Below are 14,352 nucleotides of genomic sequence, written 5' to 3'. Positions count from 1 at the left end.
TTTGGTCATGAGCGCGGCCGGGGTTATCCTCCTTAATGACCGCATGGTCATTAGTGACCCGCGAACCTCTCCACAGGAGATGAACCCTCATGTCCGCACCTCGTCAGGCGCCCTCCCGGGAATCCTCCGGCCGGCAGGTCGTGATCGTGGGAGCCGGGCCGGTCGGCCTCTGGCTCGCCCACGAACTCGCCCTCGCCGGCGTCCCCGTCCTCGTCCTGGAACGGAACGAGGAGCGCGGCCCGCACTCCAAGGCGCTGGGCATCCAGCCGCGCACGGTCGAGGTGCTGGCCCTGCGCGACCGGCACAAGGACCTCCTCGCGATCGGCCGGCCCGTGCCGAACTGGCACTTCGGCATGCTGAAATCCCGCGTGGACTTCCGTTCCCTGCCCACCCCCTTCCCCTTCCTGCTGGCCCACCCCCAGTCGGTCACCGAGAAGGTCCTGGAGCAGTACGCCACCCGGCTCGGCGCCGTCGTCCGGCGCGGTCACGAGGTCACCTCGCTGACCCAGGACGACACCTCGGTCACCGTCAAGGTGACCGGACCCGAGGGCCCGTACGAGGTGAGCGCGCCGTACGTGGTCGGCACCGACGGCGCCCGCAGCACCGTGCGCCGCGAGGCCGGCATCGACTTCCCCGGCACCGACACCACGGCCTACGGCTTCCTCGGCGAGGTGATCCTGGACGAGCCGCCGAGCGAGCCCGGCTTCGCCGCACTCTCCGAGGCCGGCCGGCTCCTGGTCGTCCCGCTGGGCGGCGGCAGGTTCCGCGTCACCGGGTACGACCCGGCCAACCAGCACCGCGAGCCGATGACGCTCCCGGAACTGCGCGACGCCGCCGTGCGCATCGCCGGCACCGACTTCGGCATGCGCGACGCCTCCTGGCTCACCCGGTTCGGCAACGCCACGAAGCTGGCCGCCTCCTACCGCTCGGGCCGGGTGCTGCTGGCCGGCGACGCGGCGCACATCCACTGGCCGGCCGGCGGCGTGGGCCTGAACGTCGGCCTCCAGGACGCCATGAACCTCGGCTGGAAGCTGGCCGCGGTGGTCCAGGGCCGCGCCGAGGAGACCCTGCTCGACACGTACCACGCCGAACGCCACCCGGTGGGCGCCGAACTGGCCGAGCACACCCTCGCCCAGGGCGGCCTGATCGCCTCGCTGACCCCGGAGGTCACCGCGCTGCGCGCCCTGCTCGACGAGGCGATCGCCGAGGAGCCCGGCTTCGCCGCCCTGCTGGCCGGCAAGCTCTCCGGTCTCGACGTCGTGTACCGCTCCGACGACCCTGGCGCCCACCCGCTGACCGGCGCCCGCGCCCACGACCCGGAGGGCGAGGGTGTGTTCCCGCTGCTGCACGACGGCCGCGCGGTGCTCCTGGTCATGGGTGAGGCAGAGGTGGACGCGGAGGTGACCGAACGGGCCGCGGCCGCCGGCATCGCCGTCCACGCCAGCCGGCTCGCCGAGACCGGCGGCGACGCCTGGTCCGGCGTCACGGCCGCGCTCGTCCGGCCGGACGGACGCGTGTGGTGGGCGACCGAGGCCCCCCGCTCCGGCGAGGAGTTCACGTCCGAGGTCGCCAAGGCGCTGGACGGCGTCCCGGCGGTCTTCTGAGGAACGCCGCGCCGCGCACCCGGGGTGCGCGGCGGGTGGTGAACCGGCCTTGACGGAGGCCGGTTCACCACCCGCCGCGGACCCCGGGCCGGCCGCCCCGCGCCGCTGTCAGTTGTTGTGCACCACTCGGTAGCTGACGACCGGAAGGGGGAACTCCGCCGAGTGCAGGCTGCCGACGATGAAGTACGCGTCACCGCTCTTCCCCGGGAGTCCGGTCCGGCAGTCGGCGTTGAAGTAGGCGTAGAGATCCGAGTCCGAGACGTCCACGGCCGACAGCGCCGGCTCGGACAGGTCGTGGCAGGAGGTGTCGTTCAGATCGACCTCGGTCCGGGTGCCGGTCCCACCGGAGCCCGTGCAGAGGGAGATGCCCCACGGGTACGACGCGGCCGCGGCGGGCTGGGCCGCGGCGGCGACGCCCAGCAGGACGGCCCCGACCGCCGCGGTGCCGGTGAGAAGACGTCCGGTGCGCCGACTGAACATGTGAGAACCACCTCGCCGATTCGCAGGGTGTGCCACGGGCCACCACGTATGTCGCTGGTGGCGGGCTCGTCGGCCGGTGCGACTGACCGCCCTGGCCGGTTCCGCCCGCGCTGATGATTGTTGCGTTTTCACATAGCAGCGCACAGAGGTTATCGAGTCACATATGTGCGACATGCCGTTCGTGCCGTCTCTTGACACCGTCGGGACGTTCCCCGGCGATCTCCGGCCCGGATCGAACCACCGCGGTACCCGATCACGTGTAGTGGATGATGCCGCCCGTTGCCATGCGTACGAATGGCACTGGTGCGGGGCGGTCCCGGTCACCGTGGCCCCGGCCCCGGGTCGTCTGTCCGTCCTCGCTCTCTGTGGGGGAGAGCCGGACGGCAGGCGGCCGCAGACGCGGTGACCACTCGGTCATCGAGCTGGGACCGGAGTCTTCCCGTGAACCCGGAACCGCCCCGGTCCATCGCGACCCTCGGCGGTCGGTGGCGGCCGCCCGCCACCGACGTGCCGTACCTGGTACCAGTCGCGGAAAGAGCAGGAGGGAACCATGACCACATCGAAGCCCGACGACCGCTCCGGACTCGCGCGCCGCTACAGCGAGCAGATCGCGCGCGACCTGGAGCACAACCTACGGGAGCAGGCCCGCGTCCGGGGACAGCAAGCCCCGGACGGCGCGGAGTTGGCGGACCTGCGGGCCGGCCACCGGTTCCTGATGAGCCTCCGGCGGACGCTGGACTCCTTCCTGGCGTCGCCGCCGAGGCGGGCGGAGGTCTCCGCTCGCCGCTGAGCACGGTGCGCGCAGGACGGACACCGTCCGGCGCGGCGCGGGCCCGCCGCTCACCGCGGGGCCCGGGCCGCACGGCGCAGCCGGGCCGGAGTGTCACCGGTGGTCAGCCGGAAGGCTCGGCCGAAGGCGGACTCCGAGGCGTACCCGACGGCGGCGGCGACGACGGCGACCGGATCGTCGGTGCGCGTGAGCATGTCGGCCGCGAGAAGCATGCGCAGCCGGGTCAGGAAGTCACCCGGGTTCATACCGGTCTCGCGGGCGAAGTGGCGGATGAAGGTCGCCCGGGACATGGAGTTGAGTCGGGCGAACTCCTCGATGCGCCAGTCGTGGGCGGGGTCGCCGAGCACCGCCTCGGTCACGGTGCGCACCACGTCCTGCGCCGAGGCCAGCCACAGCGTCCGCCCCAGCCCGGGTGTACCGCGCAGGGCCAGCGTCAGCAGGACGTCGCAGAGCGCGTCGAGGACCGCCTCGGCGCCCGGGGCGGCACGGCGGGCCTCCCCCCGCATCAGGCCGCTGAGCGGTCCGAGTGTCTCCAGGCCCCCCGCGCAGGGGAGTTCGGCGTCCGTGCCGCTCTCCAGGGAAACATGGACGACGTCGGGAAGCATGTCCATCAGGACCTGGCCCGGGCCGGCCTCCCAGGTGTAGTGACCGCAGAAGAGGTCGACGGGGGCGTCCTGCCCACCGTTCTCCTCCTCGTCGCGCCCGCGCGCGTCCTCCACCGACGTCGCGTCGGTGATGAGCGCGTACGGGCCGGCGTCGCGGCGCTCGACGCCCGAGGCCGCCCGCCGGCCGCGGACGTGCATCCGGTGCGCCACGCCCCGGGGGAGCAGCACCATGTCGCCCGCCGCCACCTCGATGCGCCGCCCCGGCAGTTCCAGGACGCACGCGCCGCTGAGCAGCAGGTGGAACGGCGCCTGCCCCGTCCCGGCCTCGGGGTTGTCCAGGGTGTGGCGGCCGGCGACGAGGCAGCGGACGTCGACACTGCCGCGCAGCCGGGCGAGGCGGATGAGGCGACTCAGAGCGTCCATGATACTTCCTCGATAGAATCTGCGACTTTCTGAGCTTGTCATCGCGCCACTCGCGGGGCAAGGTCATGGGCATGGACTCCCTGCACGTAGATCTCCTCGTCATCGGTTTCGGCAAGGGCGGCAAGACGCTGGCCGCGCGGATGGGCGCCGCCGGGCACCGGGTCGCCCTGGTCGAGCAGTCGTCGCAGATGTACGGCGGCACCTGCATCAACATCGGGTGCGTGCCGACCAAGGCCCTCATCCACCATGCGCAGTCCCGCCGCCCCGGCGAGGAGGCGCGGGACGGCCTGCGCACGGCCGTCGGCGCGACCGCGACCCTGACCGAGGCGCTGCGGGACCGCAACTTCGCCATGCTCGACGAGATCGACTCGGTGACGGTGATCACCGGCCGGGCGCGCTTCCTCGACGAGAAGTCGGTCGAGGTGAGCGCCGGCTCCGACCGGCTGGTCGTCACCGCGCCGACGATCGTGATCAACACCGGCGCGGAGCCCGTCGTCCCGGACGTTCCCGGCCTGCGCTCCAGTGCCCACACCCGCACCAGCACCGACCTGATCCGGGCCACCGAGCTCCCCGCCCGCCTGATCGTGGTCGGAGGGGGTTACCTGGGCCTGGAGTTCGCCGGCATGTACGCGCGGTTCGGGTCGCGGGTGACGGTGCTGGAGGCCGGGCCGCGACTGCTGCCCCGCGAGGACGCCGACGTGGCGGAGGCCACCGCCGGCACGCTCCGCGACGAGGGCGTCGTCTTCGTGACGGACGCCCGGGTCGTACGGGTCACCGACGAGGACGGGCACGCCGTCGTGCACTACCGGGTCGGGGCGCGGGAGCACGTCGTCGACGCCGACGCCGTGCTGGTCGCCACGGGCCGCAGGCCCGCCACGGCGGGGCTGGACCTGGCGGCCGCGGGAGTCAGGACCACGGCGACGGGCGCGATCGAGGTGGACGAACACCTGCGCACCAGCCGGCCGCACATCTTCGCGGTCGGGGACGTCAACGGCGGCCCGCAGTTCACCTACATCTCGCTCGACGACAGCCGCGTCGTCGCCGACCAGCTCCTCGGCTCCGGGACGCGTACGACGGCCGACCGCGAGGCGGTCCCGTACACCCTGTTCACCACGCCGCCGCTGTCCCGGGTGGGCATGACCGAACGCGAGGCGCGCGAAGCCGGCCACGAGGTGCTGGTCGCGGCCAAGCCGGTGGCGCGGATCGCCGCCATGCCCCGGGCGAAGATCGTCGGTGAGACCCGCGGCCTGATGAAGTTCGTGATCGACGCCGCCACCGACCGGATCCTCGGCGCCGCCCTGCTGAGCGTGGACTCGCAGGAGTTGATCAACACGGTCGCCCTGGCGATGCGTCACGGCGTGACGGCGGGCGAACTCCGCGACACCATCTACACCCACCCCAGCTCGACCGAGGCGTTCAACGAAGTCCTCGGCGCCGCGCGCCGATAGCGCTCCACTGCCCGCCGGGAAGTTCCCCCTTCCGGGAAGCCGTCCCCTCCGACGATCAGGCACCCTCCGGGACCAGCGGACGAGGTGGTCCCGGAGGGGCGGTCCCCGCTCCGTCGCGGGACACAACGGGACGGAGCGGGGACCGCCCGAGGGCCGTCGGCACGGTGACGGGCCGCACACCACCGGGTGTGGCCGACCGTCGGCGGCCACGATCACCTGCCCCGGGGAGGGAAGGCCGCCGGCGCCCCTGACAGAAACACGCGACGCGACCAGGCGAAGGTTCACGTGCACGGCTTTCCGGGTCCGCGCCTATGCTTGGACCCGCCGGGCCGGATCCGGGGGCGGCCGGCGCCGCTCCCCACCGCAGCCGGGTTCCACGCCGCCGGGCACCACGGCACCCGGTTTCCGGCCGTCCGGTCCGCCGGGGCACGGGCGCCCGCTCTCACGCCGGAGGCCGCAGTATGAACACCGTGCGCATCTCGCAACGCGCCCGGGCCGTCGTCCCGTTCTACGCCATGGAGTTCGGCAAGCACGCCGCCGCGCTCGAGGTCCAAGGGCACCACGTCGTCAAACTCAGCCTCGGCGAACCCGACTTCGGCGCGCCGCCGGCCGTCCTGGACGCCATGCGCGAGGCCATGGACGGACGGCCACTGCCCTACACACCGGCCCTCGGCCTGCCCGCGCTGCGGGAGGCGATCGCCCGGTTCTACCAGGACGCGCACGGTGTGCGGGTCGATCCCGGCCGGGTCGTGGTGACCGCCGGCGCCTCGGCCGCCCTGGTGCTCGCCGCCGCCGCGTTCGTCGACCCCGGGGACGAAGTCCTCATCGCGGACCCGTCCTACCCGTGCAACCGCCAGATCATGGAGAGCTTCGGCGCCCGGGCCACCCTGGTGCCCACCACCGCGGCCGGCCGCTTCCAGTTGGACGCCGCCTCGGTCCGGTCGCACTGGACGGACCGGACCCGCGGAGTCATGATCGCCACACCGTCGAACCCGACCGGCACCTCCGTCCCGGCCGCCGAGCTGACCGCGATCTGCGCCACCGCCCGCGAACGCGGCGCCTGGCGCCTGGTGGACGAGATCTACCTCGACCTGAGCGACCACGACGCGCACGGCCGCCCGCCGGCCAGCGTGTTGTCGCTCGATCCCGACGCCGTGGTCGTCAACAGCTTCTCGAAGTACTTCGGCATGACCGGCTGGCGGCTCGGCTGGTGCGTCGTCCCCGAGTCCTGCGTCCCCGTGATGGAGCGTCTCGCCCAGAACTACTTCCTGTGCGCCTCGGCCCCCGCCCAGCACGCCGCGCTGGCCTGCTTCTCCCCCGAGTCGCTCGCGGTCTGCGAGACACGCCGGGTGGAGTTCGCCCGGCGCCGCGCCATCGCCGTCGACGGCCTGCGCCGACTGGGCCTGCCGGTGCCCGTCCGCCCGGACGGTGCGTTCTACGTGTACTTCGACGTCAGCGGCACCGGTCTCACCTCCTGGCAGTTCTGCGAGCGGGCCCTGCACCAGGCACACGTCGCCCTCACCCCCGGCAGGGACTTCGGCGACCGCACGGCGGACACCCATGTCCGGCTCTCCTGCGCGGCGTCCGCGGACGAACTGCACGAAGGGATCGCCCGCCTCGGCGAGTTCGTGGCCACGCTCGGATGACACCGGTGGGCCGGCGGCGCTCCGCACGCCTCCCGTCCGCGGCCCCGACCGGGCACGAGGGCGTGTACGCACACGGGAACACGTCGTCGACACATGTGTCTCGCACCGGCCATCCGCCAGTACCCAGGGAGGCCGACCGGCGGACAGAGGAGGTCCCCGGGCCCTCCGGCCGGTTCGGACGCGCACGACGCCGGTCAGCGGCGACAGCGGCAGCGCCACCCGGGGCACCCGGCCGTACTCCCTGCCGACGCGGCTGCCGCGGAAGCAGCCCGGTCCCTCACGGGTGGATGCTCCCGGCGCCGTTCCGGTCCCGGCGGCATCCAGCCGGTGCCCGCCCTCATCCGGCCGGCCGCCCCGCGGGCTCCCCCGCTCCGGCGGGCGCCCGTTCCCCGGTCCCGGCCGCCTGCTCGGTCCCCGGCGCCTCGGCCACCGCCGCCAGCAGCGGCTCACTCTCCATCAGCAGGCAGGCGGCGCCCTCCGGATTGACCAGCAGCCGCTGCCCCGGCGCGAGCAGGGACAGCAACTCGGTCACCGGCAGGGCCTCGTGGGCCAGCCTGCCCAGGGCGGAGAGCTGACCGGCCGAGGTGTAGACCGGTACGGCCGGGATGCCGTCCGGGGTCGACGCCACCAGCGGACGTCCGGCCGGGTCGAGGGGGAAGGCCACCTCGGCGGCGGCGAGCAGCCGGACCACGTCCTCGCCGGGTCCGTATCCGGTGACCGCGAGCTGGATCGCCTCGTCGATCTCGTCGGTGGGCGCCGGCCAGCCGCGGGCCACCGGCGAGGGCCGGTGCTCCTCGTTGGCCCGCCACTCCTCGATCTCACCGTCGGTGCCGGACCGTACCTGTCCCCTCACCGCCCACGACGGCGGGGGCCCCTCCCCCGACCAGCCGGGGTCGGTCATGGCGAGCCAGTGCTCGGGGGCCAGCCGGGCGGCCTCCCGTAGCCGCTGGGGTATCCCGGGGGCGCCCTCCGGTCCGGGGCGTGCGGCCGCTCCGTCCTCCGGTCCGCGCTCGCTCGCAGCGGGGGCCGCCGCGGAATCGGTGCCCGCCACCGCGGGCGCCACGTCGCTGTCGCCGTTCATACCCATGCTCCTTCGTCAACGTCCTCGATGGTGGCCGTCGTTCCGCCCGGTTCCCGGTGCCGTGCCCGCCGACGGTCGGCGTGCGCCGGCCCGGCGGGGGTGGAAGACCAGCCAACGGCCCGGGGTGCCGTCCGGGTTGTCCGCCAGCTCGTAGCGGATGTTGGTCCTGCCGGTCGGCGCGTACACGTCGCGGCCGGTCTCGTCCGCGACCAACTGCGCCACGGCGGCCTCCGGCACCGTGGCCTCGTCCCCGGCGCAACAGATCACCAGGACGACGGGATCGCTCGCCGGACGCCTCGACAGACTCGGCCGGCGGCGGAGGAACCGGCCGAGCTGCCGGCCGTCCACCCGGGCGGTGCCCGCGGAAGTCAGGCTCAGGTCCACATGACCGGAATCGCCGTGCGCCACGACGGGGTAGGCGCGGGCCGCCTTCCACGGCAGCGGCTGCTCGGTACCCGGCCGGGTCTCGATGTACGGAGGGTGATCGTCCGCCAGGGCGAAGTATCCGAAGGTGTCCAGCGGATCGGCGCGCAGCCAGGGCACACGCCGCGTCCAGTCCTGGAAGCTGTGGGAGGCCCGCCCCAGCGGCCTGCCGTGCTGGTCGACGACGGTGTACTGGAGGACCTCCGCCGTGGAGAACCGTCTTCCGTTCAGATCCGTCAGGAACTGCGGCCACGGCGGGGTCACGTTCGCGCGCTCGCGCGCCGAGGACGTGCCCAGGTCGTCCGGGAGACTGCGTACCCACTGGCCGTCCGGCACCGACGGGTGCCCGAGGGACACCTCGCCGATCACCGTGGTCCGGCCGTCCGGCGCGGAACCGAGCCGCAGCAGCCCGGTGTACGCCCACACCTCCCGTCCCGTGCGGGCCGCCACGAGCCGGGGCAGGTTCAATTCGCCCGCCGCGCCGCCGGACATCAGCAGGACGACCGGCACGTTGGCCGGGAGCGCACGCAGTTCGGGGACGGTGGCCAGGTGGTCCGCGAACACATACCCGGCCATGGGCACCGTGCCGTCGGCGGTACGCACCTGGAGCAGTTCCTCCGTGCCGCTGAGCACGGCGAAGTAGGGGTCCAGCACGAAGTCGGCCCGCGCGTACCAGGGCGCCTCCGAGATCTCCACGGTCTCGGCCCCGGTGGCGGCGTCCCGCCGTACCACGTTGGTCTCCCAGGTCTTCAGCGGCGGCACTCCGCCGGGCGGACGGGCGCCGGTGTAGTCGTGCCCGAGCACCCGGTCGGTGAAGACGGCCGACCGGATGGGCATGCCCTGAGGGACCCGGCCCATGCCCGGGGTCGTCCACGTCGGGCCGGCGCCGCCGATCCCGGCCGTCTCGACGCGCACCGGGGCCGCCGCCCGGCCGCGACCGCTCTGCGCGGGGGTGCTCGTCCCCCTCATCACCGCCATGATCTCGTCCTCCACCGACAACGCCGGGTGCCCTCCGGACGCGCCGGCCTCCGCGGGCGCGCTCGGGGACGGAGCCGCGTCGGCGGCCGGCCCCGGCGCCGGACGCGGGGCCGGGTCGTCGGCGGTCCGTACGCCGGCGGGCGTCGCCGTACGGTCCTCGGCCCGCTGCGCGACCTGCTCAGCGGCGCGCTCCCCGGCGGCCACCGCCTGCGTCGCGACGGGAGCCGGCGCGGTGCCGGACGCGGACTCGGGCACGGACTCGGGCCGGCCGCTCGCCGGCCGCTCCTCGGCCGGAGGCACGCCGAGCGCGCCCTCGCTCGCCCACCCCTCGGTCGGACGCACGCCGAGCGCGCCCTCGCCCTCCGTGCGTCCACCGGACGAGCGCGGACCGTCCGTGCCCTCCTCTGCCGTGTCCAGGACGGGCGTGCCCTCCTCTGCCGTGTCCAGGACCGGCGTGCCCTCCTCTGCCGTGTCCAGGACCGGCGTGCCCTCCTCTGCCGTGTCCAGGACCGGCGTGCTCCCCTCCGCCGCGCGCGCCCCTGGCCGGTCTCCGCCTGTCTGGTCGCCCCGTGCCTGGTCGCCCCGTGCCTGGTCGCCCCCGCCCCCGGGGGCATGCTCCGGCCGGCGGGTGCCGGGTGACATCTGGTCCGTCGAACCGGTGGCCCGCGTGCCCCCGGCCGTCCCGGCGTCCGGGTAGGCCGGGACCACGACCGGGCCGAGCACGCCGCTCGGGGCCGCGCCGTCGTGCGGTCCGCCGTCCCTCGGGTTCCCGCCCCGCGGGCCGCCGCCGTGCGGGCCCTCGTCTCCGGGCCCGCCGCCGTCCGGGGCGTCGTCCTCGGGCGGGTCGCCGTCGTCCGTCCGCGGTCGGCCGGGCTCGCCGTCATCGGCGCGGCCCACGTCGGAGCGGGCGTCGTCAGAACGGGTGTCGTGAGAGCGGCTCTGGTCGGAGCGGGTGTCGTGGGAGCGGGCGTCGTCCTGGGCGCGTTCCGGCTGTGCTCCCGGCTCCGCCCGCGGCTCCCGCGCCTGCTCTTCCTGCTCCTGCTCCTCCTCCCGCTCCTCGGTGATCGGTTCCAGGGTGCGCGTGCGTTCCTCGCGGGCGGTGCCGGGCTCGCCGTCGGCGCCCCCGTCCCGCTCGCCGGACGCTCCGCTGCGCTCCGGACCGTAGCGCCGCAGGAAGTCCAGCGGGTCCGCGCCGAGGCGCAGCTGGGGGAAGCGGAGGACCCCGCCGTCGGCCTCCCGCACCCGCGGCGACCGGTCGAGCAGCGTGCCCTCCGCGTCGATCTCGAAGGAGCGGACGGTCCCGTGCGCCGTGACCGCCGGCAGCGGGGCGCCGTCGAAGTCGGAGAACCGGACGGCGCCGCGGACGTTGACGGCGTACAGGTGACGGCCGCCGGCCTCCACCAGCGCCCGGGCGCCCGGGCCGCCCTCCAGCAGCACCGTCCGCAGGGCCCGCAGCGCGGCGGCGCCCGTGCCGGGCAGCGGGCGCAGGGCCAGGCGGACGCGCTCGCGGAGCCGCTCGTCGGCCTGCCGCGACACCGCCTCCGCGAAGGTCCTGCCGCCCTCCCAGGAGGTGCGGTAGGCGGTGGCCAGCTCGGCCGGGGTCAGCCCGGCGTCCCGGACGGCCGTCGCCTGCCCGGCCGTCAGCAGCCCGGCCTGCCGGGCCTGGTCCACGGTCAGCTCCCGCACGCCCGGCGCCGAGCCGTCGCGCTGCCGCGGGTCGAAGGCGTGCACCCGGCCGGAGGGCTCCGCCCAGCGGTGGACGGCGCCGTCGGGTCCGGTCAGCTCCAGGCGTACGGGGACGCCGACCTCGTGGGCGAAGGCGCGCAGCCAGTGGTCCCAGTTCAGTACCACGTACCGCAGCGCGTCGGGCAGACCGACCGGCGGCACCGGGCCGGTGTCCCGGCGCAGCGAGTCGTGGACCTCGTTGACCTCGCGGACCAGCGCGTACAGGTCGTCCTCGGTGACGTAGGCGGCGCCGGCGCCCCGCCGGGCCCGCCGGTACCCGGCGAGGATCTCGCGGGCCCGGTCGGCCTCCGGGCCCGCCCCGGCCCCGGCCGGGTCCGTCTCCCGCGCCGCCAGGTCCGCTTCCACGGTGGCGGCGGCCCAGTCCAGTGCCTCGGTGCGGGCCATGCGGAGCAGGTCGGCGCGGTCCAGGGTGAGCGCGACGGCGTCGAGGCCACGGCCTCCCGGGGTGTCGTGGACGGCGCGGGCCACCGACTCGGGCAGCCGGTCCGGGGTGCCGCCGCGGGCCGTGGCGGCGGCCCGGAGCAGGGGGACCAGGTCGAGGGGCTCGCGGACCGCGTCGAGGGCCGCCCAGCGCCCCGGGCGCAGGGGTGCGGGCAGGGGGCTCTCCTGCCCGCGGCTGAGCAGTTGCTCCAGCTCGCCCTCGTGCAGTTGGAGTTCCACCCGGCCGGTGACGGGATTGCTCTCCACGGGCAGGTCCCAGTACGTGGGGCCCAGTCCCTCGTGGCGCTTCTGGGCCCTCAGGGAGAGCTGGACCGTCACCTCCACCCGCCAGGTCGCCGGACCGAGCTGCTTGAGGTGCTGCTCGCGCCGGTGGCTCTCGCCGACCGCGTCGGTCGTGGTCGCGCCGGCGGCCCGGCTGACGGGGGCCTCGCCGCCGCCGCTGCGGGGCGCGTGGTCGTGGGTGTGGATCACACCGGTCCCCGAGCCGCTGAAGCCCGCCGACGGCCGCCAGTCGTCGATTCCGGCGCTCGCCGTGGTCGCGCTCTGGGACTTCCCGTAGCGCCCGGTGCCGATCTCCCCCTCGAACCGTCCGAGGACCTTGAGCTGGGAGAACCCGTGCAGCCGCAGGGACAGTTCGGCCCGCTCGCCGGACCGGCCGGGAACGAACAGCGCCTTGCCCAGCACCACCGGGCCCCGCTGCGCCTGCGGCAGGATGGCCGCGAGCTGGGTGGGGTTCGACAGTTGGAGGACGACGCTGTTGACCGGCACCCGGTCGGCCTGCGGATCGACGTCGAACAGCCGCTTCCACAGGGCGTTGGCCGCCGGGCGGATCTCCTCCAGCGAGACGCCGGTCACGTAGGCGTCGCCGGGCAGCGGCGGCAGCGGCCGCGGGTCCGGCGCGGGGAACGGCCCGAACCGCGGCCGGAACGTGGCCACGGCGTTGGGCAGCTGAAGGGCGATGGTGCCGCGGACGACGTGGGACGCGGAGCGGGCGCCGGTGCCCAGCCGGCGGGCGGTGGACGCGACGAGGTGGTTCAGCGACCAGCCCGGCCGGACCTTCAGCACGTCCGCCGTCAGGTGCAGTTCGAAGGGGGCGTCGGCCCGCCAGGTGCCCTGGTCGTAGGTGTACGCGGTCTGCTCGTTGGTCTCCGTGGTGGTGCGGCTCAGCGCGCTGTGGGTGGCCGCTGCCGTGCCCGCGCTGCTCGTCAGGGCGAACGAGCCGTCGCCGTCGCCGCCGCCGAACCTGGCGCCCATCGCCACCGTGTTGTCCCGGGAGGTGGTGCGGGACGTCGTCGCGCCGCCGTGCCGGTAGTGCTCCAGACCGGTGTTCGGCAGGAACTCGCCCACCGTGAAGGCGCCGGTGGTGGCGCGCAGCGTCAGGCCGACGATCTCCACGCCCAGTCCGGCCCGGGCGAGACCGGTGCTGGGGAAGTACAGCGTCAGCCCGTCCGGGGAGAACAGTTCCTCGGCGAACGCCCACGGCCGCTTGCCGCCGAGCATGCCCTCCAGTGCGGAGCGCAGGCCCTGGAGGGTGCCGATGCGCCGTCCCCCGGCGTCCCACACCTCGGGGTTCGCGGTCAGGACGCCGGGAGCCACCCTGTTGACCAGCTCCGTCACCACGGCCATCGGCGTCCTGCCGGGTTCGGCGTAGACCACCTCGTGGACCGCGCCGTGCCCGAGGAGGCGGCTGCCCTCGCGGGTGAGGTAGTCGGGCAGCCCGGTCACCGGCTCGTCGGGCACGGGTGCCGACGGGGCCGGGACGGTCCCGTCGGGAGCGGCCTTGCCGAACCGGTCCGCGAAGGCGCGCAGGGTCCCGTCGTCCTGGATGGGCAGCTCGCCGCCGCGGTGCATGTCCCACAGCAGGTCGGCCAGTGCGGCGCGGGACGCGCCGAGCCCGGCCAGGGCGTCGGCCGCCTCTCCACCGCGCGCCGAACCGGCGGAGGCGGAGCCCGGACCGGCGGGCGCGGTGTCCGGGCCGGCAGACGCGATGTCCGAGCCCGCGGAGGCGGAGCCCGGGCCGGCGGGCGCGGTGTCCGCCGGGTCCGGTGTGGTGTGCGTCCAGCGGACCAGGAGGGCGGCGACGGTGTCGCCGCCGAGCCGGACCTCTCCCCGGCTCCAGGCGTTCATCACGTCGACGAGCCGCCGGTCGGGCACGGGCACCTCGCCGCGCCCGTAGGCACGCAGCGCCACCCACTCGGGCACCCCGTAGACCACCTCGCGGTCGGGCACCGTCCTCGCCCCGGGCCGGGACCGGGTGGGCAGCAGCTTGGCCGACTCCTGCCGCAGGACGGTGACCTCGTAGGTGGCCGAGGCGCGGTAGAAGTACATCGGCCGGTGCGCCAGGCTCGGGAGCCTGATCTCCTCGGTGGCGCCGGTCGTCTCCGTGACGGTGGCGCTGTTCCACTGCCGTCCCCAGGTGACGTCCAGGCCCCCTTGCAGGGATCCGCTGTCGCTCGTCGCCCCGCCGAGGGTGACGCTGGGCAGGGTGAGCTGGACGGCGCGGGAGTCGCGCTGCTCGCTGTTGGCCTGGGTCAGCCCCAGCGCGATGTTGCCCGACACGAACGGCTCCGAGGTGGCGCCCACGAAGGTCGAGGGGCCCAGGCCGGCCGACACGTGCACGGCGGCGTGCTCGTTGCGGACGAACCCGGCCTCGAAGACCTGGTCGGTGGAGATGCCGCCCGCCAGCA

General features: G+C 75.0%; 8 protein-coding genes (1 of these 8 cut by a window edge). 4 read left to right on the top strand and 4 right to left on the bottom strand.

Annotated elements, in window-relative coordinates; translation table 11 throughout:
* The first annotated feature begins 89 nt into the window (after positions 1-89).
* On the top strand, positions 90-1,604 hold the full coding sequence (locus ACF061_RS20835; RefSeq protein ID WP_392268398.1) for an FAD-dependent monooxygenase: 1,515 nt from the start codon (positions 90-92) through the stop codon (positions 1,602-1,604).
* Positions 1,605-1,712: 108 nt separating this feature from the next.
* On the opposite strand, the gene ACF061_RS20830 is transcribed toward ACF061_RS20835, so the two are convergent.
* Positions 1,713-2,084, bottom strand: a complete 372-nt coding sequence (locus tag ACF061_RS20830) for a hypothetical protein (protein ID WP_392268397.1) — start codon at positions 2,082-2,084, stop codon at positions 1,713-1,715.
* Positions 2,085-2,634: 550 nt separating this feature from the next.
* Here ACF061_RS20830 and ACF061_RS20825 point away from each other — a divergent pair.
* Positions 2,635-2,874: a hypothetical protein gene (locus tag ACF061_RS20825; protein ID WP_392268396.1), complete on the top strand. Its 240-nt coding sequence runs from the start codon at positions 2,635-2,637 to the stop codon at positions 2,872-2,874.
* A 50-nt stretch (positions 2,875-2,924) separates the two neighbouring features.
* On the opposite strand, the gene ACF061_RS20820 is transcribed toward ACF061_RS20825, so the two are convergent.
* Entirely contained in the window at positions 2,925-3,902 is a 978-nt protein-coding gene (locus ACF061_RS20820; RefSeq protein WP_392268395.1) for an AraC family transcriptional regulator, read from the bottom strand.
* A 71-nt stretch (positions 3,903-3,973) separates the two neighbouring features.
* Between ACF061_RS20820 and ACF061_RS20815 the strand changes: the two genes are divergently transcribed.
* The gene (locus ACF061_RS20815; protein ID WP_392268394.1) at positions 3,974-5,350 is read left to right on the top strand and encodes an FAD-dependent oxidoreductase; all 1,377 of its coding nucleotides are present in this window, start codon (positions 3,974-3,976) and stop codon (positions 5,348-5,350) included.
* Positions 5,351-5,811: 461 nt separating this feature from the next.
* The gene (locus ACF061_RS20810) at positions 5,812-6,996 is read left to right on the top strand and encodes a pyridoxal phosphate-dependent aminotransferase (protein WP_392268393.1); all 1,185 of its coding nucleotides are present in this window, start codon (positions 5,812-5,814) and stop codon (positions 6,994-6,996) included.
* A 337-nt stretch (positions 6,997-7,333) separates the two neighbouring features.
* Here ACF061_RS20810 and ACF061_RS20805 read toward each other — a convergent pair whose 3' ends face one another.
* Both ACF061_RS20805 and ACF061_RS20800 read right to left on the bottom strand, forming a co-directional pair.
* The gene (locus ACF061_RS20805) at positions 7,334-8,077 is read right to left on the bottom strand and encodes a type VII secretion system-associated protein (protein ID WP_392268392.1); all 744 of its coding nucleotides are present in this window, start codon (positions 8,075-8,077) and stop codon (positions 7,334-7,336) included.
* Between the two features lie 15 nt (positions 8,078-8,092).
* Positions 8,093-14,352, bottom strand: the 3' portion of a protein-coding gene (locus ACF061_RS20800) for a hypothetical protein (RefSeq protein ID WP_392268391.1). It continues 24,169 nt past the right edge of the window; 6,260 of the gene's 30,429 nt are visible here — the last part of the coding sequence; its start codon lies beyond the right edge, outside the window; it ends in the stop codon at positions 8,093-8,095.

It is taken from the genome of Streptomyces sp. NPDC015220 (assembly GCF_043079345.1).
Lineage (GTDB): Bacteria > Actinomycetota > Actinomycetes > Streptomycetales > Streptomycetaceae > Streptomyces.
This window is presented reverse-complemented; position numbering and strand designations above follow the sequence as displayed.

Coding starts and splice junctions, on each gene's coding strand:
- ACF061_RS20810 (WP_392268393.1), top strand. CDS start 5,812: ATGAACACCGTGCGCATCTCGCAACGCGCCCGGGCCGTCGTCCCGTTC.
- ACF061_RS20825 (WP_392268396.1), top strand. CDS start 2,635: ATGACCACATCGAAGCCCGACGACCGCTCCGGACTCGCGCGCCGCTAC.
- ACF061_RS20820 (WP_392268395.1), bottom strand. CDS start 3,902: ATGGACGCTCTGAGTCGCCTCATCCGCCTCGCCCGGCTGCGCGGCAGT.
- ACF061_RS20835 (WP_392268398.1), top strand. CDS start 90: ATGTCCGCACCTCGTCAGGCGCCCTCCCGGGAATCCTCCGGCCGGCAG.
- ACF061_RS20830 (WP_392268397.1), bottom strand. CDS start 2,084: ATGTTCAGTCGGCGCACCGGACGTCTTCTCACCGGCACCGCGGCGGTC.
- ACF061_RS20805 (WP_392268392.1), bottom strand. CDS start 8,077: ATGAACGGCGACAGCGACGTGGCGCCCGCGGTGGCGGGCACCGATTCC.
- ACF061_RS20815 (WP_392268394.1), top strand. CDS start 3,974: ATGGACTCCCTGCACGTAGATCTCCTCGTCATCGGTTTCGGCAAGGGC.